Below are 25,064 nucleotides of genomic sequence, written 5' to 3' on the forward strand. Positions count from 1 at the left end.
GATGCCGCCATGGCCGAAGACAACAGGTCCGATCTGCCGCAGAACGACCGGTCTGGCAACGACCGGTCCGGCAGTTATCGCCCGGCGAACAAGCCGATCCCGGTGAAGTCGGCGGCCGAGCCGATGAGCGACAAGGACGAAGCGCCGCCGGGAACGCCAGGGACGGGCGAGAACATCGATCCGAAGACCGGCGAGACCTATGTGCAGGGGATCGGCGGAGCGTGATGGGTGGGTGTCGGCCGCCGACATTCCAAACGAAATGGGCCGGCTCCTGCGAGCCGGCCCTTTCGCTGTCACGTCGTCCGCATCACGCCACGAAGGGCGGAAGCGCGGTAAAGTTGGCGGCCTTTTCGACGACATGGCCAACGCGCAGCAGCGTCTCCTCGTCGAAGGGGCGGCCGATCAGTTGCAGGCCGAGCGGCAGGCCGTCGGCGCCCAGACCGGCCGGAACCGACATGGCCGGCAGGCCGGCAAGGTTGATCGGAACGGTGAAGACGTCGTTCAGGTACATCTGCACCGGATCGTCCATCTTCTCGCCGATGGCGAAGGGGGTGCTGGGCGCGGTCGGCGTCAGGATGACGTCGCAGCTCTTGAACGCCTCGTCGAAGTCCCACTTGATGCGCGTGCGCACCTGACGGGCTTTGTTGTAGTAGGCGTCGTAGTAGCCGGCCGACAGCACATAGGTACCGATCAGGATGCGGCGCTGCACTTCCTTGCCGAAGCCGGCGCCGCGGGTGTTCTCGTACATTTCCTTGAGGTTGCCGCCCTCGACCCGCAGGCCGTAGCGCACGCCGTCATAGCGCGCGAGGTTGGACGACGCCTCGGCCGGGGCGATGATGTAGTAGGCGGCCAGCGCGTATTTGGTGTGCGGCAGGCTGACCTCGACCGGCTCGGCGCCGGCCTCCTTCAGCCAGGCGATGCCCTGGTCCCACAGCGCGGCGATCTCGGCCGACAGGCCCTCCACCCGGTATTCCTTGGGAATGCCGACGCGCAGGCCGCGAATGTCGCCGGTCAGCGCGGCGCGGAAGTCCGGCACCGGCATATCGACCGAGGTGGAATCCTTCGGATCGAAACCGCACATGGAGCGCAGCATGATCGCCGCATCCTCGACCGTGCGGGTCATCGGCCCGGCCTGATCCAGCGAGGAAGCATAGGCGACGATGCCCCAGCGCGAGCAGCGGCCGTAGGTCGGCTTGATGCCGACGGTGCCGGTGTAGCCGGCCGGCTGGCGGATCGAGCCGCCGGTGTCGGTGCCGGTGGCGCCCAGCGCCGCACGCGCGGCGATGACCGCGGCCGAACCGCCAGAAGAGCCGCCGGCGACGATCTTCTTGTCCCAGGCGCCGGGCGCGCCGGGGCTCCACGGGCTGACCGTCTCGCCCTGGTGGGCGGTGATGGTGGCCGAGCCCATGGCGAATTCGTCCAGGTTCACCTTGCCCAGCATGACGGCGCCGTCGCGCCACAGCTGGGAGGTCACCGTGGATTCATACTCCGGCTTGAAGCCGTCCAGGATATGGCTGCCGGCGGTGGTCGACACGCCCTTGGTGCAGAACAGGTCCTTCACCGCGATGGGCAGGCCGTCCATCGGACCGGCCTCGCCCTTCGCGCGGCGCTCGTCGCTGGCCTTGGCCATCGACAGGGCGGCGTCGGGGGTCTCGGTGATGAAGATGTTGAAGGGGCGCACGGCCTCGACCGCGCGCACATGCGCCTCGGTCAGCTCGACCGCGGTGAACTCCTTCTTGGAGAGGCCATCCAGGGCCTCCGCCATCGTCAGATGCGTGAGCGCCGTCATCACTCGACCACCTTGGGCACGACGTAGAAGCCTTCGGCCGTTTCCGGACCGTTCGACAGGACCTGCGCGGCATAACCGCCGTCGGTGACCTCGTCCTTGCGGCGGCGCAGCTTTTGCGCGGCGACGCTGGTCATCGGCGGCACGTCCTTCGTGTCGACCTCGTTGAGCTGTTCCACGAAGGTCAGAATCTGGCTCAGTTCCCCAGCCAGGGATTCCAGTTCCTCGTCCGGCACCTTGATGCGGGCCAGATGCGCGATCTTGGCCACCGTGGCCTTGTCGAGCGACATGCCTCTACTCTCTTCCAAAACATTGGAAATCGGCCGCGAAGCTATCACCCGCGCACGCGCACCGCAACGATTGCGGCCACTCCACCGCTCAGAAGGCGCCGCGTCAGGCGGCGATGGGGGCGGCCGAGCGCCAGCTGGCACGGTCCATGCGCAGTTTGAACAGTGCGATCGGCTCGCCCCAGGGCGTCACCCGCGTCTCCAGCGCGATCGGCATCATGCCGAGCTTGGCATAAAGCAGCAGGCCCGGCGTGTTGGTGCTGAAGCAATAAAGCGTCAGTTCGGGCAGATGATGGTGATCGAAAGCGCGGTCGATCATCGTCCGCACCAGATATTCGGCGATGCCGCGGCGGCGCAGGGTCGGGTCGACGCTGACATTGCCGATGCTGGCGGTGCGGCCATCCTCGAATGTGGCATAATTGGCATAGCCGACCACGCGCTCCCGCCCATCCTCGGTCAATGTGACCACCGTCGGATCGCGGCGGAGCCCCAGCGTCGCCCGGACCTGATCCGGGGTCAGCGGCCAGACGGCGCGCGGGAACAGGAAATACAGCTCCTCCGCGGTGCGTGGGAACCCGCAGATGGTGGGGATGTCGGCGTCGGCGAGCGGCCGGTGCGACAGGGCGGTAAGGGAGAGTGCGCTGCTCATACTTAGAAGAATAAGTATCTTTTACAACAACTCAAGCGATCTTGCAGTGACAAGGCCGCGGCCTTATGGTCGGGCGATGATCCATACCCTCTCCGAACTCGCGGCCCGGCTGGGCAAAAACCAACGTTTGCTTGGCCTTGACGTCGGCACCAAGACCGTCGGGCTGGCGGTCGCCGATCCGGGACTGATCGTCGCATCTCCGATCGGCACGCTGAAGCGCACCAAGTTCACCCAGGATGCGCGCGAGTTGGGCAAGACCATCCGCGATTACGGCATCGGCGGTCTGGTGGTCGGGCTGCCGCTGAACATGGACGGGACGGAGGGGCCGCGTGCCGAATCGGTGCGCGCCTTCGCCAAGAACCTGCTGGAACGCCCCGACCTGCTGGGCTGGGAGGCCGAGATCGCCTTTTGGGACGAGCGGCTGTCCACCTCGGCCGTCGAGCGCTTCATGATCGGCGAGGCCGACATGACCCGCAAGCGCCGCGACGAGGTGGTGGACAAGATGGCCGCCGCCTACATCCTGCAGGGCGCGCTCGACATGCTGGCCAACCAGCGCCGCCTCGCCACCGAAGCGGCAGAGGAAGACGACGAGGAAGAGCGGGACGACGATTACGACCGGAACTGAAGCGGTCGCCGACAGGGTTTGACCTCAGTCGAAGTTCAGGGCGAAGGACGCCCGCCCCTGCCCCGCCGCGGCCCTCTGCCACATGGCGCCGAAGGCGGCCTCCAGCGCGCGGGTGAAGCGCACGCCGTCCAGCGCCGGTGAGGAGGCGAGCCGGTCGCGCAGGCGGCTGCGGATGCTCGCCAGCCCGTCCGGATCGGACGCCAGCGCCGCCGCCATGGCGATGTAGGCCTCCTCCCCCTCGACCGCCAGCGCCGGAAGCCCGGCAGAGGTCAGGTGCGTCACCGTATGGCGGGCGCAGAACCGGTCGCCGCCCAGCGTCACCACCGGTACGCCCATCCACAGCGCCTCCAGCGTCGTCAGCCCGCCCGAATAGGGGAAGGGATCGAGCGCGACGTCGATCTCGCCATAGGTTGCCAGGAATTCGGCATGCGGGGCCGCGCCGCGCAGCTCGATGCGAGCCGCGTCGGCGCCGGCGGCCGTGAACAGCGCCAGCGTCCGCGCCCGCAACTCCGCGTCGTCCAGACCGGGCGTGCGCAGAAGCAGCCGCGATCCAGGCACCGCCGCCAGCAGTCGGGTCCACAAGGCCGCGACCTGCGCGTTCAGCTTGGGCAGGGCATTCAGGGAGCCGAAGGTCGGGGCGCCGCGCGCGGCCATCGGCAACGGCGCCACGGCGGGTGCGGCGGCCGGCGGCGACCAGGGGACATAGGCGTCGGGCATGCGGACGATGCCCTCGATGGCCCAGCCGTCCGCCCCCTCCGGGCTCTGCCGCGGGTCGGAGATCAGGTAATCCATCGCCGGCAGGCCGGTGGTGCCGACATAGCCGGCCCAGGTGACCTGCACCGGCGCCGCCCGCCGGGCGAAGACTCCCAGCCGGTTGCCCAGCGTGTGGCCGGCCAGATCGACCAGGATATGGATGCCGTCGGCGCGGATGCGCTCCAGCAGGGCCGCATCGTCCATCGCCGCGCTGTCGACCCAGCCGTCGGCCAGACGGCGCAACCGCGCCGTCACGGCGTCCGGATTGGCGGTGTTGGAATAGCAGATCGCCTCGACCGCAGCACGGTCATGGGCGGCCAGCACCGGCTCCAGGAACGTGCCGACGGGGTGATTCCGGAAATCGGCGGAGACGTAACCGACGCGCAGCCTCGGCGAGGGAGCCGCCACCGAGGCGGGCGGCCGGTCAGGATAGCGGGCGCCCCAGTCGGCATGGGCCCGCGCGATCTGCGGCATGGTCCGCGCCGGGTCGTACTGCATGAGGAACAGCCGGGCGCTGTGCAGCGAATCGGCGCCGGGCGCCAACCGCAGGGCGCGGTCGAGCGCGGCCAATGCTTCGCCGATGCGGGCCTGAGGAGCGAGAGACCGGCTGGCGCGGTTGGCCCACAGCTCCACCCGCGACGGCTCCAGGCACAGCCCGGCGCGATAGGCGCGGTCGGCCTCGCCCGGCCGGTTCATCTCGGCCAGCGCGTTGCCGATGTTGTAGGGCGGGATCCAGCTGTCGGGTTCGAGCTGTGCCGCGCGGCGGTGCAGCGCCACCGACTCGGTCCTGCGGGCCTGCGCCCGCAGCAGATTGCCGGCATTCACCAGCACGGCCAGCGTGGCGGGGCTGAGCGCGATGGCGCGGCGGTAGCAACCTTCCGCCAGATCGGCGCGCCCGGCGCCGGTCAGCGTCTCCGCCATCACCAGCAGGCCGTCCATCGCCATGGCGAGGCCGCCGTCGAGGTTCAACGCCCCGGCATAGGCCTGCGCCGCCCCCAGAGCGTCGCCCTGACTTTCCAGCACCAGCCCGTAATTGGCCCACCAGACGGCGACGCCGGGGCGGGCGGTGATGGCCTGGGCGAGAAGGTTCTGCGCCTCGGCCCAGCGGCCGGCCTGCGCGGCGATCAGGCCCTGGCGGTAGATGCTTTCGGCCTGATCCGGCGTCATCGTCTTCGGTTCCGTCTTATGCTTCGGTGCGGCCGAGCTGGTCCATCAGCTCACGCCATTCACGCTTGGACAGGCCGCTGGCCTCCTGAGTCACCGGCTCCCCGGCCAGCAGGCGCTTCACCACATCGAGGCCGGTGCGCGACAGGTGGGCGCCGCCCATGCGGTATTCGGTAAAGGACTCGTAGACCGCCGGAACCCAGCGCTTCACCACGTCCAGCATCGCGTCGGCATAGACGCGGATCTCGTACTGGGCGTGGGCATCGGCACGCAGCGACAGGAAATGCAGAAGGTTGTGAAGATCGACCTTCCAATACCACTGCGTATAGTAGTTCAGCGACAGGTTCATCCGCGCCAGTTCGCGCGCCAGACCCTGGCGGGTCGGGTCGATGACGCTGCCGTCCTCGCGGTGGTTCAGCATCTCTTCATAGTGGCTGTAGGCGCGTTCGGAATCCTCGCGCAGCAGCCGCATGACGTTGGCGGCCTCCTCGCCCTCCAGCACATCGCCGCGGCCCTGGCGGTTCACCACGGCCTGGGCGCCAAGCTGTTCCGGCGCCGGCACGTAGAACTCACGGTCGAGGATGGAGTAGCGCGCCGAATACTCGTTCACGTTCGCGGTGCGGTGGCGAATCCACTGGCGTGCGACGAAGATCGGCAGCTTCACATGGAACTTGATCTCGCACATCTCGAACGGGGTCGAGTGGCGGTGGCGCATCAGATACTTGATGAGGCCGGAATCCTCGCTGACCTTCTTGGTGCCCTTGCCATAGGACACGCGCGCCGCCTGCACGACCGCCGAATCGTCGCCCATATAGTCGATGACGCGGACGAAGCCGTGGTCCAGAACCTCCAGCGGCTGATAGAGGATCTCTTCCAGCGCCGGGACGGTGGCGCGGCGGGTGGTGGCGGTGACGGCGCGCAGGCGATCGATTTCGTCGCGCTGCTCGGGCGTGATCGGCATGGTGACTCCGGGGTTACGGTGCCGGCTGTCTTACCAGACCGCGTGGCTGTCGGGAACGGTGAACGAACGATCCTGTCCGCGTCAACGCGGCGCATTCGGCGATCATGCACACACCCCCTTCCCTTGCCGGGCCGGAGTGCCTATATTCCCGTCGTCGGTTCGCCGACTATGGCGATAAACGCCTTGTGGAATAAGCGTTGTGGACCCGGGGGCGGTACCCGGCGCCTCCACCAACCATACACCGGACTCGTTGACCGGGGTCGTTGGGGGCGAAATAGGATCGACACGCGTGGTAAAGGCATGGTTTTCGCTCGGCATGGTTCCGCCGTTATCGGGCCGTTGCAATAGTTGCCAACGACAACGTTGCTCAGGCTCGCCTCGCTGCCTAACGGCGGCTGGTAGCCTAAACCTAATCCCCGAGGGTTAGCGCCTAAGGGTGGGGCCGTGGGCCGCCTAGCAACAGAAGGCCCACACCTCTCTTTCCAGCGTTTCGTGCCGGCCATAGGGCCAAGGCGGGACGCCAGACCGATCGCGTTATCAGGGACCCGCCCAAGCATGCCGAAAGAGCAGCTCCGCTATGACCGTATGGTCGAGACCGCGTTGCGCGGCGTTGTCCGCGACGCGCTGACGGAGGTTGCCGAGCGCGGCTTGCCGGGCAATCACCATTTCTACCTGACCTTCCGCACCGGCTTCCCCGGCGTCGAAATCCCGGATTATCTGGCTTCCCAGTATCCGAACGAGATGACCATCGTCCTGCAGTTCCAGTATTACGGGCTGGACGTGACGGACGACCATTTCGAGGTCACGCTGAGCTTCAACAACGTGCATGAGCGGCTGGTGATTCCGTTCGCCGCCATCACCACCTTCGCCGACCCGTCGGTGAACTTCGCCCTGCAGTTCCAGCCGCTGGCCGCTGCCGAATCGGCGGAGGTCTCGACCATGCCGCCCCGCGCCGCCGCCGAGCGTGCCGAGGAAAAGGCGGAGGAAAGCGCCCCGGCCGAGGAGCCGAAGCGCGGCGAGGTCGTGGCCCTGGACGCCTTCCGCAAGAAGTAACCGTCTCCCACACATGCCCGCCCAACCGCCCAGCGAATATGTCGCCACGCTCTGCGAGATGATGGCGCCGCTGGGTGATGTGCGGGCGCGCCGCATGTTCGGCGGCTACGGCCTTTCCATCGACGGGCTGACCTTCGCGCTGATCGCCGACGAGATTCTGTATTTCAAGGCGGATGACGTGAACCGCGCGGCGTTCGCGGAGCTGGGCCTGGAGCCCTTCCGGCCGATGCCGGACAAGCCGACCACCCTGTCCTACTACCCGCCGCCCGATTCGGCGCTGGACGACCGCGACGAACTGCTCCCCTGGGCCCGGTCGGGGTTCGAGGCGGCCTTGCGGGCGGCGGCAAAGAAGGCGGTGAAGGTGAAGCGGAAATAATGCTCCCTCTCCCGGGGCGGGAGAGGGAGCTTCACGCGCCTCAAATATTGTCCGCCATGTGGATCGTCGCGTTGCTCGCCTGGGCGCCGGCGGTGCGTTGGCGCATCTGGCGGGCGAAGCGCAAGGGGTTGGGAAGGAAGTTCAGCATCGAGCCGAGCTTGCCGACCGACGAGGTTGCCTTGCCCACCGCCATCACGTCGGCCAGCCGGCGGTCGATGAAGGCACGGGTCTCCGCATGGTCGTCCGACTTGTCGTCCAGCCAATAGAAGGTGGAGGAACTGACCACCGCCGCCAGCAGCGCCCGCTTGGTGTAGTGGTTGTAGTCGGTGGAGGTGTCGCCGGCGGCGAACCACATGGCGTCCACCGTGCGGTAAAGCAGCCGCAGACCGAGCGTCACGTTCTGCGGCATCGCCAGATAGGACAGTTGCCGGCGCTTCGCTTCGCGATAGGGCTCCAGAACCGCGAAATAGGTGTGGACGGCGAGGGAGATGCGCTCGCGCACCTTCATCTCGGCCATCGGCTGGGCTTCCAGCCGGTCCAGCATCTGGCGGTCGGTCCAGTCTGCGAAATGCTCGACCGCGTCGGTGACGCCGCCGGGGAAGGCGCGCAGCAGCGCCGACGGCTCGTGCCCTGCCATCTCGGTGCCGTCGCGCAGAGCCTGAAGGCTCCATCCGTCGAAGACGACGTTGGGCAGGCTGGCCACCAGGATCTCGTCGCGCAGCGTGTCGATGCTCATCGCCAAATCTCCCTGCGCTCGCCCTCAGGCCGGGGTCGGCGCGTCCGTGGCCGCGCCCGGCGCGGCCGTGATATGAGTCGCCGCGGCCAGCGCGGCGTTGAGGTGATGCATCTCCTCGGTGCAGACGAGGAGCCGCAGATCGTTCATGCGATCAAGATAGAGCACGCCATCCAGGTGGTCGACCTCGTGCTGGACCACACGGGCATGGAATCCCGACGCCTCCCGTTCGATCCGGGCGCCGTCCAGCCCATAGCCACGATAGCGGATGCGGGCGTAGCGCGGCACCAGCCCGCGCAGGCCGGGAATCGACAGGCACCCCTCCCAGCCCAGGACCATGTCGTCGGTCAGCGGCTCGATCACCGGATTGACCAGGACGGTGTTCGCCACCTCCTCCCCCTCGCCACGGTCGGCGGGGACGCGGAAGACAATGATCCGGCGCGACTCCGCGATCTGCGGCGCGGCCAGCCCGACTCCGGGGGCGTCGAGCATGGTGGCGATCATGTCGGCCGCCAGCCGGGCGACGGCGGGATCGGTCGGGTCGGCGATGGGCTCCGCGATCTTGCGGAGTACGGGATTGCCCATCCGGGCGATTGGAAGCACTGGCATGCCGCTATATCTGGAGTGTGGATGCGGCCGGAGCAACCGTTTCCTGCGGTTCTACGCCTGTGGTTCCGGCCGGGCTTATGCTTACGGGCCGAAGACTCCCCTTCACAAAGACGGTGGGGCATGCTACACACTGCGCCCACACAAGGGGTGCGCCCGCCGCGCATGCCTATTTGTTGCCTTGGTGCAACACGGCTCACTTGGAAGGGTGACGGTAAACGTGCAAGTTCTGGTCCGAGATAACAACGTCGATCAGGCCCTCCGCGCGCTGAAGAAGAAGATGCAGCGCGAGGGCATTTTCCGTGAAATGAAGCTGCGCCGCAACTACGAGAAGCCCTCGGAGAAGCGTGCGCGTGAGAAGGCTGAAGCGGTGCGTCGCACCCGCAAGCTGCTCCGTAAGCGGATGGAACGCGAGGGCTATTAATCGTCGGTCGCACGTCGCGACTGCGAAGGGCGCGTGTGATGCGCGCCCAAGACCCCTTGTGTCTTGCACCCGACCGTCCCGCGATCCTCGCGTGGGCGGTTTTGGTGTATCTGCGCCATTTCGTTCGGCCCGATTGTCCGCCGGTCAAGCGTATTGCCGGATAAGCGTACCGAACGATCAGCGAGCGAACAGGCAGCCAGCCCCGGAAAGACCAGATCATGAGCGCTTCCAACCTCACCGCCCGCCACTCGGTCCCGGCGTTGCGCGCCCGCAAGGGGGGCGAGCCGATCGTCTGCCTGACCGCCTACACCGCCCCGGTTGCCCGACTGCTCGACCCGCATGTCGATATCCTGCTGGTCGGCGATTCGCTGGGCATGGTGGTCTATGGGCTGGACAGCACGCTGCCGGTGACGCTGGACATGATGATCGCCCATGGCGCCGCCGTGGTGCGTGCATCGGAACGCGCCTGCGTCGTCGTCGATCTGCCCTTCGGCAGCTATCAGGAGAGCAAGGAGGCCGCCTTCCGCGCCTCGGCCCGCGTGATGGCGGAAACCGGCGCCCAGGCGGTCAAGCTGGAAGGCGGACTGGAAATGGCGGAGACGGTGGCCTTCCTGACGGCCCGCGGCATCCCGGTCATGGGCCATGTCGGGCTGACGCCGCAATCCGTCAACACGTTGGGCGGCTATAAGGCGGTCGGCCGCGATGCCGAGGCCGCCGAGCGGATCGCCGCCGACGCCCGCGCCATCGCGGAGGCCGGCGCCTTCACCCTGGTGATCGAGGGCACGATGGAGCAACTCGCCCGCCGCATCACCGAAGAGGTGGCGATCCCCACCATCGGCATCGGCGGCTCGCCGGCCTGCGATGGGCAGGTGCTGGTCACCGACGACATGCTCGGCCTGTTCGGCGCCTTCCAGCCGAAATTCGTCAAGCGCTACGCCAACCTGGGCGAAGCGGTCGGCGAGGCCGCCGCGACCTATGCCGCCGAGGTGCGCAGCCGCGCCTTTCCGGGGCCGGAACATTGCTTCGGAATGAAGAAGGCGGCCAATTAGAACGCACTTTATTAGGCGGGACGCATCGGGGAAATAACCTCAATGCTGACCAAGGCGGTTCGTCACAGTTCATAACGGTTGCACACCAAAGGTTATCCCCTGCCTAATCGTGGCATGCGTCACTAAGCAATGGGGGATGCCATGACCTATGTCTATCGCTGGACGGACGCCAATTCGCCCGATATCCCGAATTACAAAAATAAAAAGCTGACATACTCTTATGGCGGTCGTTCATCGGATAAGGCGTTCTGGGTCTTTGACAAGAACAGCGCTTATCGCCCCGGCAAGGGGATCATGAAAGACAGGATTTTGCTCGCTTTCGATTTCGGAGAACATTACACGACGGTCATCACCAACTCTGACAATTTCATCAATTTCGAATCGGAAGATTTCAAGGGCGAAACCCGCCATCCGACGCAGGTAATCATCAAATCCAACGAGGCCGGTGCGTACGGGATCGGCGCAATGATCCGGGGTTTCCTGATGGTCAGGGACATCCGGCTGGCCACCCGGAAGGAAATGGCCGCCGCGCTGGGGTTGAAGGAAATCGAGGTGCCGGCAGGCCAGCGCTGGTGAGCAGACAAGCTGCCGGCGCCGACCATCACACCCCCACGATCACGCAGGTTGCCAGTTCCAATTCGTTCTTTCTCCGTTCCAGGCGATCATTTACAGTCCGACCGCCATGGATGCACCCTCCCCTGCCCTGATCCCGCCCAACGTCGCCGCGTGGTTCCGGTCGCGCGGCTGGGCGCCGCACCCGCATCAGGTCGCCATGGTGGAGGCGGCGGAACAGGGTGAAAGCGCCCTGCTGATCGCCCCCACCGGCGGCGGCAAGACGCTGGCCGGCTTCCTGCCCTCGCTGATCGAGCTGGCCGAACGGCCGCGCGAGGGGCTGCACACTCTCTACATCTCGCCGCTGAAAGCTCTGGCGGTCGATATCCAGCGCAACCTCGAACAGCCCATCGCCGAGATGCGGCTGCCGATCCGCGCGGAAACCCGCACCGGCGATACTCCGGAGGCCAAGCGCAGGCGCCAGCGCACCCATCCGCCGCACATGCTGATGACGACGCCGGAAAGCCTGGCGCTGCTGCTGTCCTATACCGACGCCGACCGGCTGTTCCGCAACCTCCGCTGCGTCATCATCGACGAGTTGCATGCGCTGGCCGGCACCAAGCGCGGCGATCTTCTGGCGCTGGGTCTGGCCCGGCTGTCGCGGCTCGCCCCCGCCGCCCGACGGGTCGGGTTGTCGGCAACGGTGGCGGAGCCGGAGCGGCTGCTGGCCTGGCTGTCCCGCCGCGGCCGGCATGACGGAACCGACTCCGACGACGTTCGGCTTGTGATGGGTCGCAGCGGCGCCCAGGCGGAGGTGGAGATCCTGACCTCGCAGGAGCGGGTGCCCTGGGCCGGCCACATGGCGATGCACGCCATGAAAGAGATCTACGAGCGCATCCGCCGCCAGCGCACCACCCTGCTGTTCGTCAACACCCGCGCCCAGGCCGAGCTGGTGTTCCAGGCGCTGTGGCGCGTCAACGACGACAACCTTCCCATCGCGCTCCACCACGGCTCTCTGGCGGTGGAGCAGCGCCGCAAGGTCGAAGGCGCCATGGCGCGCGGTGAACTGCGGGCGGTGGTCGCCACATCCTCGCTCGATCTCGGCATCGACTGGGCGGCGGTCGATCTCGTGGTGCAGATCGGTGCGCCGAAGGGGGCGAGCCGGCTGGTCCAGCGCATCGGCCGCGCCAACCACCGGCTGGACGAGCCCAGCCGCGCCCTGCTGGTCCCCGCCAACCGCTTCGAGGTGCTGGAATGCCGCGCCGCGTTGGAGGCGGTGCACGACCACACGCTGGATGGCGAGGCGCCGCGGCCGGGCGGGCTGGACGTGCTGGCCCAGCATCTGCTCGGCATGGCCTGCGCCGCGCCCTTCCTGGCCGACGAGCTGTATGAGGAGGTGGTCTCCGCCGCCCCCTACGCCGCGATGACCCGCGACGAGTTCGACGACGTGCTGGATTTCGTCGCCACCGGCGGCTACGCGCTCGGCGCCTATGAGCGGTTCCAGCGTCTGAAGCTGCGCGAGGACGGACGGATGGCGGTTGCCGGCCCGGCGGTGGCGCGCCAGTACCGCATGAATGTCGGCACCATCACTCAGGAGGCGCTGCTGCGCGTCCGCCTGAACCGCGGTCCGGTGCTGGGCGAGGTGGAGGAGTATTTCATCCAGGGCCTGACCCCCGGCGACACCTTCCTGTTCGCCGGACAGTTGCTCAAGTTCCTCGGCGTGCGCGAGATGGAGGCGCAGGTCGCCAAGGGCGGCACCGGCGATCCGAAGGTTCCCGCCTATGCCGGCGGGCGGCTGCCGCTGACCACCCATCTGGCCGAGCGGGTGCGCGCCATGCTGGCCGATCCGCGCCAGTGGGACGGGCTGCCGGAGGATGTGCGGGAATGGCTGCGGCTGCAGCGTTACCGCTCGGTCCTGCCGAATCGCGATGGGCTGCTGGTGGAGACCTTCCCCAAGGCCGGCAAGCGCTTCCTCGTCGCCTATGCGTTCGAGGGGCGGAATGCGCACCAGACGCTGGGCATGCTGCTGACCCGGCGGATGGAGCGCTTCGGTCTGGGACCGCTGGGCTTCGTCGCCACCGACTATGTGCTGGCGGTGTGGTCGTTGCGCTCTCCCCAGGATATGGGCACCGACATGGACGCGCTGTTCGACCAGGACATGCTGGGCGACGACCTGGAAGCCTGGATGGACGAATCGTCGATGCTGCGGCGGACCTTCCGCAATGTGGCGCTGATCGCCGGGGTGATCGACCGCCGCCATCCGGGGCAGGAGAAGACCGGGCGGCAGGTCACCTTCTCCTCCGACCTGATCTATGACGTGCTGCGCAAGCACGACCCCGGCCATGTGTTGCTGCGGGCGACGCGGGCCGATGCGGCGGGCGGACTGACCGACATCCGCCGCCTGTCCGATTTCCTGGCGCGGGTGCGCGGGCGCATCACCCACAAGGACCTCGACCGCATCTCCCCGCTGGCGGTGCCGGTGATCCTGGAGATCGGGCGCGAGCGGGTGGACGGCAGCGCCACCGACGAGCTGCTCGCCGCCGCCGAGGCCGAACTGCTGGCGGAGGCGATGCCGGAACTGGCTCCGCCACGGGCTGGAAAATCGGAAACGGGGCGCCCGCAGCAGGGACGGTTGTCGTTGTGACACCGCCCCATGCCGACCGCAGGTTACTTGCGCAGTTCCGGCTCCACTCCCGGCTCGCCGCTGAACTCGACAAGAATGGTCTCGTCACGGACGATGAACTGGCAGGCCAGACGGTAGGGCGGCGGGCGGTGGGCGTTCTCGGCCGCCTCCAACAGGTCCCTGTTCAGCTTGCCGTTCACGGACAGGGTAACTTTCTCCTTTTCGGTCAGATCGATCGCCATCGGAGTCTTCCCGTCCAGATAGGTCACCTTGACGAGGCAGGACCCGCACTCGCCGTCCTGGCACTGGAACGGAATCGGGATGTCGTGCTTCTTCGCCAGCGCCAGCAGAGTACCGGTATCGCCGGCGACCGCGTAGACGGTCATGTCCTTAGTCATGTTCAGGCCGGTGAACGTCACTGTGGCCATGGGTATCCTCCGGGTATGGTTGTGATCCGCCATGCCTCCACGGCGGTGGCCCGCCCGGCTGCAAACATCATGCCCACAGAAATATCATGGATATCGCCCCTTTCCGATGATTGCCGGTAAACGAATGTTGTCAGCTTCCTCCCAAGGCCACGGCTCTGCCTGTCAGGGCGACGACAGCCGCGCCACCCTGATCTTCCGCGGTGCCGACCTGCTGGCCGATCCGTCGGGCGCGCTGCTGTGGCCGGCGGAAGGCATCCTCGCCGTCGCCGACCTGCATCTGGAGAAGGGATCGGCCTTCGCCGCGCGCGGCCGGATGCTGCCGCCCTACGACACGCGGGCGACGTTGGACCGGCTGGCGGAGTTGATCGCGCAAATCCGGCCGGCGCGCGTGCTGTGCCTGGGCGACAGCTTCCACGACCGCCGCGCGGCGGAGCGGATGGATGCCGCCGACGTGGAGCGGCTGTGCGGACTGACCGCCGCCGTCGCCGACTGGGTGTGGATCACCGGCAACCACGACCCCGAACCACCGCAGGGCTTCGGCGGCCGGGTGGCGGCGGAACTGTCGGTCGGCCCCCTGACCTTCCGGCACGAGGCACAGCCGGGCGCGGTGGGCGAATTGTCGGGACACCTGCATCCGGCCGCCGCCGTGGCACTGGCCGGGCGGCGGGTGCGCGAACGCTGCTTCGCCCATGACGGCGCCAAGCTGATCCTGCCGGCCTTCGGCAGCTTCACCGGCGGGCTGAACGTGCTGGATGCCGCCTTCGACGGGCTGCTGGCGCCGGGTTTCGAGGTGCTGATGACGGCGCGCGGCCGGGTCTACCGCTTCCCCTGCGCCCGTTTGTCGCCGGACCGCGCGCGCTGATGCTCTGGCCGAAGCGTGAGCGCGGCCTATATCGGTGGATCCGGATGAGACCAACCGAGCACCGCGCATGCCCGCCCCCATCATCGTCTGGTTCCGCAACGATCTGCGCCTTGCCGACAACCCGGCGCTGACCGCCGCCGCTCAAGCCTCTGCCGAGCGCGGCGCGCCGGTCATCCCGCTCTACATCCTGGAAGAGGAAGCCGGCGATCCCTGGGCGCTGGGCGGAGCGCAGCGCTGGTGGCTGCACGGCAGCCTGGAACGGCTCGCCACCTGCTGCGCCCGCCACGGCTCGCCGCTGGTGCTGCGCCGGGGCGAACCGGGCGCCGTGCTCGACGCGCTGATCGCGGAGACGGGTGCGGAGTGCGTGCTGTGGAACCGCCGCTATACCCCCGCCCAGACCGCCCGCGATTCGGCGATCAAGGAGCGGCTGAAGGCGCGCGGCATCGACACGCGCAGCTTCAACGCCGGCCTACTGGCCGAACCCTGGACCGTCCGCAACAAGAGCGGCGGTTCCTTCAAGGTCTTCACCCCCTTCTGGCGCCATCTGTCGGCCACGCTGAACCCGCCGCTGCCGACCCGCACACCGTCCGATCTCTTAGCGCCGCGCACCGCACCGGCCAGCGACCCGCTCGAAAGCTGGGGCCTGTTGCCGACAAGGCCCGATTGGGCGGCGGGCCTGCGCAAGCGCTGGGTGCCGGGAGAGACCGCGGCGCTGTCCCATCTCGCCGATTTCCTCGACGGGCCGGTCGGGGTCTATGCGACGGAGCGCGATCGGCCGGACCGCGCCGGCACCTCTGCCCTGTCACCCTATTTGGCCTTCGGGGAGATCGGGCCGCGGCAGGTCTGGCATGCCGCCCGCCATGCGGCCGAGGCCCGGCCGGAACTGGCGCCCGGCATCGACGCCTTCCTGCGCGAGATCGGCTGGCGCGAGTTCCAATACCACCTGCTGCACCATGCGCCGGAGTTGCCCGACAGCCCGCTGGACCGCCGCTTCGCCGATTTCCCGTGGCGCGAGGATGCCGCCGGCCTGCGAGCCTGGCAGCGCGGGCGCACCGGCTATCCCATCGTCGATGCCGGCATGCGCCAGCTGTGGGAGACCGGCTGGATGCACAACCGGGTACGGATGATCGTCGCCTCCTTTCTGATCAAGGACCTGCTGCTGCCCTGGCAGGAGGGGGAGCGCTGGTTCTGGGACACGCTGGTCGATGCCGATCTGGCCCAGAATGCCGGCAACTGGCAGTGGGTGGCCGGCTGCGGAGCCGATGCCGCCCCCTTCTTCCGCGTCTTCAACCCGGTCCTGCAGGGCGAGAAGTTCGACCCCCAGGGCGATTACGTCCGCCGCTACGTCCCCGAACTGGACCGGCTGCCGCCACGCTGGATCCACCAACCCTGGGCCGCGCCGACCGAGGTGCTGCGGCAGGCCGGCGTCCGGCTTGGCAACGATTATCCACGCCCGATCATCGACCATGCCGTCGCCCGCGACCGCACGCTGTCCCTCTACAACGAGCGCAAGGGCAAGGCGGAGGCCGCGACCTGAGCGGCGATCTTCATCGAAGAGTCATGGCGTCGCCCGCAAACGGTCACGCGCCTTCGCTATCCTGCCGGCAGCGGCCCGGTGCGGTCGCGCCGTCCCAAAAAGAAAGAACGACCGCCACCTGACAAGGCGGCCCCTCCCCCGGGGCCGCCTTTTCCCTTGGCGCATTGCAACAGCCGGCGGAGTGTTATAAAGTAACACCCATGTCCGCGCTTCACGACCATACCCACTGCATCGCCGATGCCCTGACCCGTGCCGACGCGCTGTGCGCCGAACGGGGGGCGCGGCTGACCGCGCTACGCCGCCGCGTGCTGGAGCTGGTGTGGTCCAGCCACCGGCCGCGCGGCGCCTATGCGATCCTGGAGGATCTCAGCCAGCAGGACGGCAAGGCGGCGGCGCCGCTGACCGTCTACCGTGCGCTGGAGTTCCTGGTCGAACAGGGGCTGGTCCACCGCATCGAATCGCTGAACGCCTATGTCGGCTGCGCCGCGCCGGGGGATGTCCATTCCGGGCAGTTCCTGGTGTGCGAGGCCTGCGGCGACGCCGCCGAGATCGACGATCCGGGCGTCGGCGCCGCCATCGACGCTGCGGCGGCCGAGCGCGGCTTCCGCGTCCAGCGCCCCACCGTCGAGGTGCGCGGCCTGTGCAAATCCTGTCAGGAGAATCCCCGTTGAGCGCTCCCGCCGCCCCTCCCGCCCGTCTTCCCGTCTCGGTGCTGACCGGCTTTCTCGGCAGCGGCAAGACCACGCTGCTGCAGGCGCTGCTGCGCAACCCGGCGATGGCCCGCACCGCCATCGTCATCAACGAGTTCGGCGAGGTCGGGCTCGACCATCTGCTGGTCGCCAAGGCGTCGGAGAACATGGTGCTGATGGACAGCGGCTGCCTGTGCTGCACCATCCGCGGCGATCTGGTCGACACGCTGCGCGACCTGTTCCTGAAGCGGGTGAAGGGCGAGATCCCCGAATTCGACCGGGTGGTGGTGGAGACGACCGGGCTGGCCGACCCCGCCCCGATCATCCACACCCTGATGTCCGACCCGCTGCTGGCCGCGCGCTTCCGCCTGGACGGCGTCATCGCCACGGTGGACGCGGCACACGGCTCGCTCCAGCTCGACCGCCAGCCGGAAAGCGTGAAGCAGGCTGCCGTCGCCGACCGCATCGTCCTGACCAAGACCGACGTCGCCACCCCGGCGGCGACCGCCGCCCTGATGCAGCGGCTCGCCGCCATCAACCCGGCCGCCCCGATCATCCCCGCCGCCCATGGCGAGGTCGATCCGAACAGGCTGTTCGACGCCGGGCTCTACAACCCCGAGACCAAGAGCCCCGACGTCGCCCGCTGGCTGCGCGAGGAGGCCTATCGCGACGAGCAGGCCAAGGCGCACGGGCATAATGACCATGGTCACCATGGACACGATCACGATCACGGTCATGACCACAGCCACGATCATGACCATGAACACGGCGACCATTGCGCCCCCGACTGCGGCCATGACCATCATCATCATGACGCCAACCGCCATGACGACCACATCCGAGCCTTCTGCATGGTGATCGACCGGCCGATTCCCTGGAACGGCTTCGTCGACTTCATGGAGGCACTGATCGCCCAGGCCGGCGAGAACCTGCTGCGGGTGAAGGGCTTGCTGAACGTCCAGGAAAGCGAGCTGCCCGTCGTCGTCCACGGTGTCCAGCACATGTTCCACCCGCCCGTCCGCCTGGAGGAGTGGCCCAGCGACGACCACCGTACCAAGCTGGTCTTCATCACCCGCGACCTCGGCCAGCCGGTGATCGAACCGCTGTTCAACGGGCTGGTCTGGGGCGAGGGGAAGGAGGGGTAAGTACGGGCTGCGGGGTGCCCCCTCCCTAACCCTCCCCCACTACGTGGGAGAGGGAACTGCCGCCGCAATCCCGCAAAGCTCCTGCCCCCTCTCCCGCAAAGCGGGGGAGGGATGGGGAGGGGGCACCCATAGCCGACATCCTCCCACCATCACCGCCCCACCACCCGCCGCAGCGGGCTGTCGCCGACCGCCCACACCCCGCGGTCCACCGCCTTCGCGCCCTCGAAGACCAGCCAACTCTGCCGCCCATAATGCGGCAGCGGCCGGACGAGCGCCCGCAACGCCTCGGCGTCGGCACCCGACACCACCAGCGCCGTCCGCCCGTCCGCCGCGCGCGACATCCACACCCGTGCGCTGCCCCGGCCGGCCAGTTCCGCCGGCACCGGAGGCAGCCCACGCGCCTCCAGTTCCCGTGCCACCGCCACGTCGGTGCCGACCAGCAGCAACGGCGCCGCTCCACCGCTACTATGCTGGCCGCTACTCTCCCGGCCGCCACTCTCGCGACCGGAGCCGTCGATCAGCCGGCCGGTCAGCATCCTTGCGGCCTCCGCCGCCTCGCCGTCTGCGGCGATCACCCGATCCGCACCCGGGCGCAGGGTCACGTCACGCAGGATCGGCGGCGCCTCCCCCGGGGCCAGACGGCGGAACAGGTCGAAGTCGGGGTCGACCGCCACCGCCCGAACCTCCGCTTTCGATGCAATGCGCAGCGTCGCCTGCCGGCTGTCGAATTGGACGCCATGCTCCTCCACCCCGGCCGCCGTCTCCAGCCGCACCGGCACGGACAGCGCATAGGGCGCATCGGCTTCCTGCCGCAGGGTCAGCCGCACACCGTCGCCATCGGCACGGGCATCGACCAGGGTCAGCATCGGCGCGCCCCGCCGCTCCACCCATTGACTGAACAGCCCGCCCAGGTCACGGCCGGATGCCGTCTCGAAGGCATGGCGCAGGTCGGACCAGCCGGCCGTCTGGAAGGCATGTTCGCTCCAGAACCGGCGGATGCCGGCATCGAAGACGTCATGCCCGCTTTCCGCCTCCAGCATGTGGAACAGCATCGCCGCCTTGCCGTAGCCGACGATCTGCGAGGCATCGTGCGTCTTGGACAGGAATGCCGTCAGCGGGCGGTCGCGCTCGGCCGGCAGGGCGGCATAGTCGCGCAGCCAGTCCAGCCGCATCGCCCGCGCGGCATCGGCGCCGCGGGCCTGGGCGGCGGCATAATCGGCCATGTAGGTGGTCAGTCCCTCCGCCCAATTGCCGCCCTCGCCCACCCGCACGCCGTTGCCCCACCAGTTGTGCATGATCTCGTGGGTCAGCGACTGGCTGCGGATGAAGGGCAGCGGCAGGACGGCGCGGCCGATCGCGGTCAGACCGGGAAAGCCCAGCCCCACCGGCGGCGGAACCGATACAATGCTGAATCCGTCGAAGGGGTAGGCGCCGATGCGGGCGGACCCGGCGGCGATCGCCTGCTCCGACAGTCCGAGATAGCCGTCGGCCAGCCCCGTCTGCTCCGGATGGCGGTAGAGCCGCAGGCGCAGGTCCCCCGCCATCCTTTCCTCCACCGTCCAGGGACCGGCGAAGACGGAGGGTTCCTCCACGCTGCGGCTTTCCTCGAACACCGCGCGGTAGCCGGCGGCGTCGCGCCCCTCCTCCACCAGCCGGCCGGTGGCGACCGCGACATAGGGCGCCGGCACCCGCACCGACAGGCGCCAGGTCGGCGGTTCTTCCGACGCCAAGATCGGATCGGGCAGCCAGCCGCCGAGCCCCGGCAGGAAGGCGCCCTCGCCATCCAGGGCAAGGCCGGTGCCGGCGGTGAAGCCCGGCAATCGGCCGCCGTAGCGCAGCGTCACCGACCCGCTTCCCTCCGGCACCGTCAGCACCAACCGGTCGCCGCGCCGGTCCACCGCTACGGGCTTGTCGCCGGCCCGCGCCTCCTCCAGCGTCAGGGCCGGATCCAGCCTCAGGGACTGCATCCCCGCCGACAGGGTCAGCCGATCCACCGCCTCTATCCGTCCGGCGGCGGGATCGAGCGTCAGGTCGATATCATGGTGAAGCGGTGCGGCACCGGCCGGGGCAATCGCGCCCAGGGTCAGCGCCGCCCCCGCCAGGGCCCCAAGGGTCGGGACCGGGATGCGCAGCTTCGTCATGGTCCTCAAGATGGGCGCCGGACCGCCGAAGGGCGAGCGCGGCGTCATGCCGCGCGGATGCTTTCCAGGAAGCCGTCCACCTCGCTGCGCAGCCGGTCGGCGACGCCGGTCAGGCGGCCGGATTCATCCAGCATCTCGTTGGCCTTGACGCCGGCATCGGTTGTCGCGTCGCTGGCGCCGGCCACGTTGATCGAGACCGCCTGCGCGCCCTGGGCCGCCTGATGGACGTTGGCGGAGATGTCGCGCGTCGCCGCCCCCTGCTGTTCCACCGCCGCGGCGATGGCGCTGGAGATGCTGGTCATCTCGCCGATGACATGGCCGATGTCGCGGATCGCCACCACCGCCACGTTGGTTGCCTGCTGGATTTCCGCAATCTTCTTCTGGATGTCCTCGGTGGCGCGGGCAGTCTGGTTGGCCAGCCCCTTCACCTCGCTCGCCACGACGGCGAAGCCCTTGCCGTGCTCGCCGGCACGCGCGGCCTCGATGGTGGCATTCAGCGCCAGCAGGTTGGTCTGCCCGGCGATGGAGTTGATGAGGCTCACCACCTCGCCCACCTCGTTGGCGGCGCGGACGAGGCCATTCATCACCTCGTTCGTCTTGGCCGCTTCGGTCACCGCCTGGTTCGCCACGTCGTTGGAGGCGCTGACCTGCCGGCCGATCTCGCCAATGGAGCTGGACAGCTCCTCCGTGGCGCCGGCGACGGTGTTGACGCTGACCGCCGCCTCTTCCGCGGCCTGGGCGGCGGCGCTGCTGCGGCTGGTGGCGGTGCCGGTGCTGGCGGTCAGCGACTGGGCGGTCTGGCTCATGGTGCCGGCCGAGGCCGTCACCTGCCGCACCACCTCGCCGATGGACCGTTCGAATCCGTCGGCCAGCCTGGACAGCAGGGCCACCCGCTCGGCCTCCGCCTTGACGTGCATCTCCTCCTGCTGGGCGCGCAGCCGGCGGTTTTCCAGCCCGCGTTCCTTGAACACGCCGACCGTCGCGGCGATCAGCCCGATCTCGTCCCGGCGGCCGGTGTCGGTGACCTCGACGTCGAGATCGTCATCGGCCAGCCGCCGCATCGCCGCGGTCAGCCGCGACAGCGGTTGCGTGATGGAGCGGGCGATCCACAGCGCCAGCAACAGGGCCGCGATGCCAAGCCCGCCGCCGAGCAGCCCGGCCTGCAGCGCGTGACGGTTGAATTCGGCGTCGATGTCGTCGACATAGACCCCGGTGCCGACGACCCACTTCCAACCCGGCGTCATCTGCGCGTATGCGATCTTGGGGCTGGGTTCCGCCCCTGCCACCTTCGGCCAGGAGTAGGTGACGTAACCGCCGCCCCTTCGCGCTTCCTCCACCAGAAGCTGTGCAAAGGGAACGCCGTTCGGATCCTTGGATTCACCGAGATTCCGTCCTTCGATTTGCGGCTGCCCGCCATGGACTTCGATTTTCCCGTCCGCGTCCGTGACGAACAAATATTCGCTTCCGGCATACCGCATCGCACGGACGGCATTCCTGGCCGCGGTTCGCGCCGCATCCTGCGGCATTTCCCCCTTCGCCGCGCGAGTCTCGAAATCTTTTATGGTACCGATCGCCACTTCGACAATGGATCTCACCTTCGCCCGGCCGTTCTCCTCTTGGGTCTCTCGCAGGGACGAGAGAAGGATGACAGCGATACCAATGATCGCACAGAGCATGACCGCGGAAATGGTGAGGAACTTTTTTCTTATGCTGACGTTTTTCATACAAACGACCTCCCGGATAGACAATACAAAGTCTAGGGAACCGGTTGATCGAAGTCAAAACCATACAATTCAGACATCATTCTGCGGAAAAGCGCAGCGGGTAATTACAAAGCAATAATGCAACCATCGCAAATGATCACATTTCAGCGAAAAGACTCCATGAAACAGACCGCAAGCCTGGGTCAACCCGGATGTCTACGTACTTTGTCATACAACTTTGACAACCTCGGATCGCAGATGCCAAGCTCCTGCAGGTGCTCCACCGTGTTGGCCAGGTAATCGATGTTGGGGCCGCGCTGGCCGCAGCAGCCCGCGATGCGACAAACGACCGCAGTCTCGTCGAGGCCACGGCAATATTGCGGATGGTTGCGGTCGACGACGAAACAGCAGGCGCTGACCGACTCCAACCCCTCCGCCGACCGGCCGTCGCGCAGGCGCACGCGAAGCAGCCTCGGCCGATAGACCCGGCTGTCCATCTCACGCTCCCACAGATAGTCGAGGGTGGAGGGCACGTCCGCCGCGGACACCCGGAAGACGATGCCCCGGCAGGAGCCGCCGCGGTCCAGTCCCAGCACCAGCCCCGGCCGATCCGGCGTTCCGCGATAGCGGTAGGAGGCGACGCAGAAGCTGCGGTGGTATCCCGCCAGGGTCGCCGCATGCCGCTCTGCGAACATGAAGCCGGGGTTCCACATCAGCGAGCCATAGCCGAACACCCACAGGTCGACGCCGGGTTCGACGGCGATGTCGCCGGTCCAGGCGGGAGTCGGAATCGGTGAATCGGGAGCCATGGCAGATCGTTGGGGAAAACCGCAGGAGGGAGGTCGCTGGAACAGCGGAAGCGAATCGACAGCCACCGAGCCTAGCATGCGGGTTCCGGGGTCGCTATAACGGTACGGACATGGAACGGACATGCCACGGATGCGACCCAACGCCACCTCTTCCGCCCCGCGCCGCCTGCTGACCGGGCGCCGGATCGCTGCCATCCTGGTGCTGATGGTCCTGCTGCTGCCTGCCCTTCTCTATTCGCTGTGGTGGTGGCAGGCGGCCCGGTCCGTGCGGGAGGGGCTGGAGACCTGGGTCGCCGACCAGCGCGCCAACGGGGCAGTGGTCGAACATGGCGGGCTGACCGTCGGCGGTTTCCCCTTCACCCTGCGGGCCGAGTTGGAAAATCTCCATCTGGCGACTCGCGGTGCCGACTGGCTTGGCGGGGGCCTGGTGGCGGAAGCAGCCCCCTGGAACCCGACCCGCATCGCCCTGACCTTTCCGGGCGAGCAGCGCCTGTCCGTCGTCCAGCCCGGTCAGCCGCCCGTCGACATCCTGGCCCCGCAGGGTGGCAGCGGCGACGTGACCATGCGGATGTCGGGCACGCTGGAGCGGCTCGCCCTGCACTTCACCGGCCTGACCGCACGGGTCGCCGGACAGCCGGTGCCGGTCGCCGCGCTCGACGTCAGCGCCGCCCAGCCGGACCGGTCGCCGGCCGAACGCGGCACCGCCGGCCTGACCGTGACGCTGTCCGCCGACGGGCTGACTCTGCCCGACGGCATGCTGCCGCCGACGCTGGGCCGCGAGGTGAAGCGGACGGAACTGACCCTGCGTGTCATGGGCATACCGCCACGACCGGAACCGGCGAGCCTGTCGGCCTGGAGCCGCGACGGCGGCACGGTGGAACTGGACCGGCTGGCGCTGGATTGGGGACCGCTGGGGGCCGTGCTGTCCGGCACGCTGGCGCTGGACGCCCAGCTGCAGCCGCAGGCGGCGCTGACCGCCGAGATCCGCGGCGCGCCGGCCATCCTGGACGCGGTGAAGCCGATGATGCGCCCGAACGAGGCCGCCATCGCCAAAACCGTTCTGGCCATGCTGGCGCGTCCGACCGGCCCGAACGGCGAACCGTTGGTCACCGCCCCGGTGACGGTGCAGGACCGCGCCCTGTATGTCGGGCCGCTGCGCGTCGCAGCGTTGCCCAAGCTGGTCTGGTGACAAGTATCGGGCGGTGCCGTCGATAACCGGCGGAAATGCAACAGGTGCCGGTGGGCATGACGCTTCCATGACTCCGCCCCCTTGTTTCACACGGCGCATCAGGTCAAATTGACGCAGTCCCTGTCGCGGCTGCCATGGTGCGTCGGTCGATGTGTCGGTTTCTTGCCTATTGCGGCGAACCCGTGTTCCTGGAAACGCTGGTCTGCACGCCCTGCCATTCCCTGATCGAACAGTCGATGCACGCCGCGGAGGCGAAGACCGAAACCAACGGTGACGGTTTCGGCGTCGGCTGGTACAGCGAGCGGACCGAGCCCGGCCGCTATTGCGAGATCCGCCCGGCCTGGTCGGACGAGAACCTGCAGTCGATCTGCAGCCATGTCCGCTCCCACCTGTTCTTCGCCCATGTGCGGGCGGCCACCGGCACCGCGGTCAGCCGGGCCAACTGCCATCCTTTCAAGGCCGGGCGTTTCCTGTTCATGCACAACGGGCAGGTCGGCGACTGGCCCCGCCTGCGCCGCCGGGTCGAGGCGATGATCCCGGACGAGCTGTACAGCACCCGCACCGGCACCACCGACAGCGAGGCGATCTTCCTCGCCGCACTCGGCCAGGGATTGGAGCGGGATTCGGTCGGTGCCTTCCAGCGCGTGCTGCATGCCATCCGCGACGAGATGCGGGCGCTGGACATCACCGCGCCGCTTCGCTTCACCGCGACCTGGACCGACGGCGAGCGGATGTGGGCGGTGCGCTGGGCGTCCGACGACAAGCCGCCGAGCCTGTACTGGCGCCGGGGCGAGAATGGCCTGATCGTGGTGTCGGAGCCGGTCGATGCCCAGCGCGACCAGTGGCGGCAGGTTCCCCCCAACGGCGGGCTGGTGGCACGCATCGGGGCTGCGCCGGAGATGTTCACGTTTCATTGAGGG

General features: G+C 68.1%; 25 protein-coding genes and 1 other RNA gene. 15 read left to right on the top strand and 11 right to left on the bottom strand.

What is annotated here, in order from left to right:
- Positions 1-9 precede the first annotated feature (9 nt).
- Positions 10-225 carry a hypothetical protein gene (locus FZ029_RS01445; RefSeq protein ID WP_149267729.1) on the top strand — a complete coding sequence of 72 codons (216 nt, stop codon included), beginning with the start codon at positions 10-12 and terminating at the stop codon, positions 223-225.
- 82 nt (positions 226-307) lie between these two features.
- Here FZ029_RS01445 and gatA read toward each other — a convergent pair whose 3' ends face one another.
- From gatA to FZ029_RS01460, 3 genes are all read right to left on the bottom strand, one after another.
- The gene (gatA, locus tag FZ029_RS01450; protein ID WP_149267730.1) at positions 308-1,789 is read right to left on the bottom strand and encodes an Asp-tRNA(Asn)/Glu-tRNA(Gln) amidotransferase subunit GatA; all 1,482 of its coding nucleotides are present in this window, start codon (positions 1,787-1,789) and stop codon (positions 308-310) included.
- Positions 1,789-2,076, bottom strand: coding sequence for an Asp-tRNA(Asn)/Glu-tRNA(Gln) amidotransferase subunit GatC (gene gatC / locus FZ029_RS01455; RefSeq protein WP_014248134.1), 288 nt, complete (start codon positions 2,074-2,076; stop codon positions 1,789-1,791). The genes gatA and gatC overlap by 1 nt, the downstream gene beginning before the upstream one ends.
- Positions 2,077-2,179: 103 nt before the next feature.
- Positions 2,180-2,722 (bottom strand): GNAT family N-acetyltransferase, encoded by a 543-nt coding sequence (locus FZ029_RS01460; protein WP_149267731.1) that lies wholly within the window; start codon positions 2,720-2,722, stop codon positions 2,180-2,182.
- 76 nt (positions 2,723-2,798) lie between these two features.
- On the opposite strand from FZ029_RS01460, the gene ruvX reads away from it, so the two are divergent.
- A complete protein-coding gene (gene ruvX / locus FZ029_RS01465) occupies positions 2,799-3,347 on the top strand; it encodes a Holliday junction resolvase RuvX (RefSeq protein WP_149267732.1) in 549 nt (182 codons plus the stop codon).
- 24 nt (positions 3,348-3,371) lie between these two features.
- On the opposite strand, the gene FZ029_RS01470 is transcribed toward ruvX, so the two are convergent.
- Together FZ029_RS01470 and thyX are read right to left on the bottom strand one after the other, a co-directional pair.
- A complete protein-coding gene (locus FZ029_RS01470) occupies positions 3,372-5,267 on the bottom strand; it encodes a hypothetical protein (protein ID WP_149267733.1) in 1,896 nt (631 codons plus the stop codon).
- Positions 5,268-5,283: 16 nt separating this feature from the next.
- Complete coding sequence (thyX, locus tag FZ029_RS01475; RefSeq protein ID WP_136704260.1) at positions 5,284-6,225, bottom strand: FAD-dependent thymidylate synthase; 942 nt, start codon at positions 6,223-6,225, stop codon at positions 5,284-5,286.
- A 114-nt stretch (positions 6,226-6,339) separates the two neighbouring features.
- On the opposite strand from thyX, the gene ssrA reads away from it, so the two are divergent.
- The 3 genes from ssrA to FZ029_RS01490 all read left to right on the top strand — a co-directional run bounded on the left by ssrA (position 6,340) and on the right by FZ029_RS01490 (position 7,654).
- Positions 6,340-6,700, top strand: a transfer-messenger RNA (tmRNA) gene (ssrA, locus tag FZ029_RS01480).
- An 80-nt stretch (positions 6,701-6,780) separates the two neighbouring features.
- Complete coding sequence (locus FZ029_RS01485; RefSeq protein WP_149198316.1) at positions 6,781-7,278, top strand: ClpXP protease specificity-enhancing factor SspB; 498 nt, start codon at positions 6,781-6,783, stop codon at positions 7,276-7,278.
- 13 nt (positions 7,279-7,291) lie between these two features.
- On the top strand, positions 7,292-7,654 hold the full coding sequence (locus FZ029_RS01490) for a TfoX/Sxy family protein (protein ID WP_149267734.1): 363 nt from the start codon (positions 7,292-7,294) through the stop codon (positions 7,652-7,654).
- 40 nt (positions 7,655-7,694) lie between these two features.
- Here the strand turns inward: FZ029_RS01490 and FZ029_RS01495 are convergent, their stop codons facing one another.
- On the bottom strand, positions 7,695-8,390 hold the full coding sequence (locus FZ029_RS01495) for a COQ9 family protein (protein ID WP_149267735.1): 696 nt from the start codon (positions 8,388-8,390) through the stop codon (positions 7,695-7,697).
- A 24-nt stretch (positions 8,391-8,414) separates the two neighbouring features.
- Positions 8,415-8,996, bottom strand: coding sequence for a peptide deformylase (def, locus tag FZ029_RS01500; protein WP_149267736.1), 582 nt, complete (start codon positions 8,994-8,996; stop codon positions 8,415-8,417).
- Positions 8,997-9,213: 217 nt separating this feature from the next.
- On the opposite strand from def, the gene rpsU reads away from it, so the two are divergent.
- The 4 genes from rpsU (at position 9,214) to FZ029_RS01520 (ending at position 13,662) form a co-directional block, all read left to right on the top strand.
- Positions 9,214-9,417 carry a 30S ribosomal protein S21 gene (rpsU, locus tag FZ029_RS01505; protein WP_012974546.1) on the top strand — a complete coding sequence of 68 codons (204 nt, stop codon included), beginning with the start codon at positions 9,214-9,216 and terminating at the stop codon, positions 9,415-9,417.
- A 218-nt stretch (positions 9,418-9,635) separates the two neighbouring features.
- The gene (gene panB, locus FZ029_RS01510) at positions 9,636-10,466 is read left to right on the top strand and encodes a 3-methyl-2-oxobutanoate hydroxymethyltransferase (RefSeq protein ID WP_149267737.1); all 831 of its coding nucleotides are present in this window, start codon (positions 9,636-9,638) and stop codon (positions 10,464-10,466) included.
- A 141-nt stretch (positions 10,467-10,607) separates the two neighbouring features.
- Positions 10,608-11,042: a hypothetical protein gene (locus FZ029_RS01515; protein ID WP_149267738.1), complete on the top strand. Its 435-nt coding sequence runs from the start codon at positions 10,608-10,610 to the stop codon at positions 11,040-11,042.
- Between the two features lie 106 nt (positions 11,043-11,148).
- Positions 11,149-13,662: a ligase-associated DNA damage response DEXH box helicase gene (locus FZ029_RS01520; RefSeq protein ID WP_149267739.1), complete on the top strand. Its 2,514-nt coding sequence runs from the start codon at positions 11,149-11,151 to the stop codon at positions 13,660-13,662.
- 23 nt (positions 13,663-13,685) lie between these two features.
- Here FZ029_RS01520 and FZ029_RS01525 read toward each other — a convergent pair whose 3' ends face one another.
- Positions 13,686-14,069 (bottom strand): 2Fe-2S iron-sulfur cluster-binding protein, encoded by a 384-nt coding sequence (locus FZ029_RS01525; RefSeq protein ID WP_149267740.1) that lies wholly within the window; start codon positions 14,067-14,069, stop codon positions 13,686-13,688.
- 124 nt (positions 14,070-14,193) lie between these two features.
- Here FZ029_RS01525 and pdeM point away from each other — a divergent pair, with 124 nt between their 5' ends.
- From pdeM to FZ029_RS01545, 4 genes are all read left to right on the top strand, one after another.
- Positions 14,194-14,931 carry a ligase-associated DNA damage response endonuclease PdeM gene (gene pdeM / locus FZ029_RS01530; protein WP_149267741.1) on the top strand — a complete coding sequence of 246 codons (738 nt, stop codon included), beginning with the start codon at positions 14,194-14,196 and terminating at the stop codon, positions 14,929-14,931.
- Positions 14,932-14,998: 67 nt separating this feature from the next.
- A complete protein-coding gene (locus FZ029_RS01535; protein WP_149267742.1) occupies positions 14,999-16,468 on the top strand; it encodes a deoxyribodipyrimidine photo-lyase in 1,470 nt (489 codons plus the stop codon).
- Between the two features lie 200 nt (positions 16,469-16,668).
- Entirely contained in the window at positions 16,669-17,139 is a 471-nt protein-coding gene (locus tag FZ029_RS01540) for a Fur family transcriptional regulator (RefSeq protein ID WP_085089810.1), read from the top strand.
- Entirely contained in the window at positions 17,109-18,302 is a 1,194-nt protein-coding gene (locus tag FZ029_RS01545) for a GTP-binding protein (protein WP_149267743.1), read from the top strand. Before FZ029_RS01540 ends, FZ029_RS01545 begins: the two co-directional genes overlap by 31 nt.
- 149 nt (positions 18,303-18,451) lie before the next feature.
- On the opposite strand, the gene FZ029_RS01550 is transcribed toward FZ029_RS01545, so the two are convergent.
- The 3 genes from FZ029_RS01550 to FZ029_RS01560 all read right to left on the bottom strand — a co-directional run bounded on the left by FZ029_RS01550 (position 18,452) and on the right by FZ029_RS01560 (position 22,955).
- On the bottom strand, positions 18,452-20,443 hold the full coding sequence (locus FZ029_RS01550) for a M1 family aminopeptidase (protein ID WP_149267744.1): 1,992 nt from the start codon (positions 20,441-20,443) through the stop codon (positions 18,452-18,454).
- A gap of 44 nt (positions 20,444-20,487) precedes the next feature.
- A complete protein-coding gene (locus tag FZ029_RS01555; protein WP_149267745.1) occupies positions 20,488-22,167 on the bottom strand; it encodes a cache domain-containing protein in 1,680 nt (559 codons plus the stop codon).
- A 182-nt stretch (positions 22,168-22,349) separates the two neighbouring features.
- On the bottom strand, positions 22,350-22,955 hold the full coding sequence (locus FZ029_RS01560) for a gamma-glutamylcyclotransferase (RefSeq protein ID WP_149267746.1): 606 nt from the start codon (positions 22,953-22,955) through the stop codon (positions 22,350-22,352).
- A 121-nt stretch (positions 22,956-23,076) separates the two neighbouring features.
- Between FZ029_RS01560 and FZ029_RS01565 the strand changes: the two genes are divergently transcribed.
- Positions 23,077-24,144 carry a DUF2125 domain-containing protein gene (locus FZ029_RS01565; protein ID WP_247892094.1) on the top strand — a complete coding sequence of 356 codons (1,068 nt, stop codon included), beginning with the start codon at positions 23,077-23,079 and terminating at the stop codon, positions 24,142-24,144.
- A 149-nt stretch (positions 24,145-24,293) separates the two neighbouring features.
- On the top strand, positions 24,294-25,061 hold the full coding sequence (locus tag FZ029_RS01570) for a class II glutamine amidotransferase (protein ID WP_149198303.1): 768 nt from the start codon (positions 24,294-24,296) through the stop codon (positions 25,059-25,061).
- Positions 25,062-25,064: the final 3 nt, after the last annotated feature.

It is taken from the genome of Azospirillum sp. Sh1 (assembly GCF_008365135.1).
Taxonomy (GTDB): domain Bacteria; phylum Pseudomonadota; class Alphaproteobacteria; order Azospirillales; family Azospirillaceae; genus Azospirillum; species Azospirillum oryzae.

Excerpts from the sequence above, each read along its gene's own strand:
- FZ029_RS01445 (WP_149267729.1), top strand. The coding sequence starts at position 10 with ATGGCCGAAGACAACAGGTCCGATCTGCCGCAGAACGACCGGTCTGGC.
- gatA (WP_149267730.1), bottom strand. The coding sequence starts at position 1,789 with ATGACGGCGCTCACGCATCTGACGATGGCGGAGGCCCTGGATGGCCTC.
- gatC (WP_014248134.1), bottom strand. The coding sequence starts at position 2,076 with ATGTCGCTCGACAAGGCCACGGTGGCCAAGATCGCGCATCTGGCCCGC.
- FZ029_RS01460 (WP_149267731.1), bottom strand. The coding sequence starts at position 2,722 with ATGAGCAGCGCACTCTCCCTTACCGCCCTGTCGCACCGGCCGCTCGCC.
- ruvX (WP_149267732.1), top strand. The coding sequence starts at position 2,799 with ATGATCCATACCCTCTCCGAACTCGCGGCCCGGCTGGGCAAAAACCAA.
- FZ029_RS01470 (WP_149267733.1), bottom strand. The coding sequence starts at position 5,267 with ATGACGCCGGATCAGGCCGAAAGCATCTACCGCCAGGGCCTGATCGCC.
- thyX (WP_136704260.1), bottom strand. The coding sequence starts at position 6,225 with ATGCCGATCACGCCCGAGCAGCGCGACGAAATCGATCGCCTGCGCGCC.
- FZ029_RS01485 (WP_149198316.1), top strand. The coding sequence starts at position 6,781 with ATGCCGAAAGAGCAGCTCCGCTATGACCGTATGGTCGAGACCGCGTTG.
- FZ029_RS01490 (WP_149267734.1), top strand. The coding sequence starts at position 7,292 with ATGCCCGCCCAACCGCCCAGCGAATATGTCGCCACGCTCTGCGAGATG.
- FZ029_RS01495 (WP_149267735.1), bottom strand. The coding sequence starts at position 8,390 with ATGAGCATCGACACGCTGCGCGACGAGATCCTGGTGGCCAGCCTGCCC.
- def (WP_149267736.1), bottom strand. The coding sequence starts at position 8,996 with ATGCCAGTGCTTCCAATCGCCCGGATGGGCAATCCCGTACTCCGCAAG.
- panB (WP_149267737.1), top strand. The coding sequence starts at position 9,636 with ATGAGCGCTTCCAACCTCACCGCCCGCCACTCGGTCCCGGCGTTGCGC.
- FZ029_RS01515 (WP_149267738.1), top strand. The coding sequence starts at position 10,608 with ATGACCTATGTCTATCGCTGGACGGACGCCAATTCGCCCGATATCCCG.
- FZ029_RS01520 (WP_149267739.1), top strand. The coding sequence starts at position 11,149 with ATGGATGCACCCTCCCCTGCCCTGATCCCGCCCAACGTCGCCGCGTGG.
- FZ029_RS01525 (WP_149267740.1), bottom strand. The coding sequence starts at position 14,069 with ATGGCCACAGTGACGTTCACCGGCCTGAACATGACTAAGGACATGACC.
- pdeM (WP_149267741.1), top strand. The coding sequence starts at position 14,194 with ATGTTGTCAGCTTCCTCCCAAGGCCACGGCTCTGCCTGTCAGGGCGAC.
- FZ029_RS01535 (WP_149267742.1), top strand. The coding sequence starts at position 14,999 with ATGCCCGCCCCCATCATCGTCTGGTTCCGCAACGATCTGCGCCTTGCC.
- FZ029_RS01540 (WP_085089810.1), top strand. The coding sequence starts at position 16,669 with ATGTCCGCGCTTCACGACCATACCCACTGCATCGCCGATGCCCTGACC.
- FZ029_RS01550 (WP_149267744.1), bottom strand. The coding sequence starts at position 20,443 with ATGACGAAGCTGCGCATCCCGGTCCCGACCCTTGGGGCCCTGGCGGGG.
- FZ029_RS01555 (WP_149267745.1), bottom strand. The coding sequence starts at position 22,167 with ATGAAAAACGTCAGCATAAGAAAAAAGTTCCTCACCATTTCCGCGGTC.
- FZ029_RS01560 (WP_149267746.1), bottom strand. The coding sequence starts at position 22,955 with ATGGCTCCCGATTCACCGATTCCGACTCCCGCCTGGACCGGCGACATC.
- FZ029_RS01565 (WP_247892094.1), top strand. The coding sequence starts at position 23,077 with ATGCCACGGATGCGACCCAACGCCACCTCTTCCGCCCCGCGCCGCCTG.
- FZ029_RS01570 (WP_149198303.1), top strand. The coding sequence starts at position 24,294 with ATGTGTCGGTTTCTTGCCTATTGCGGCGAACCCGTGTTCCTGGAAACG.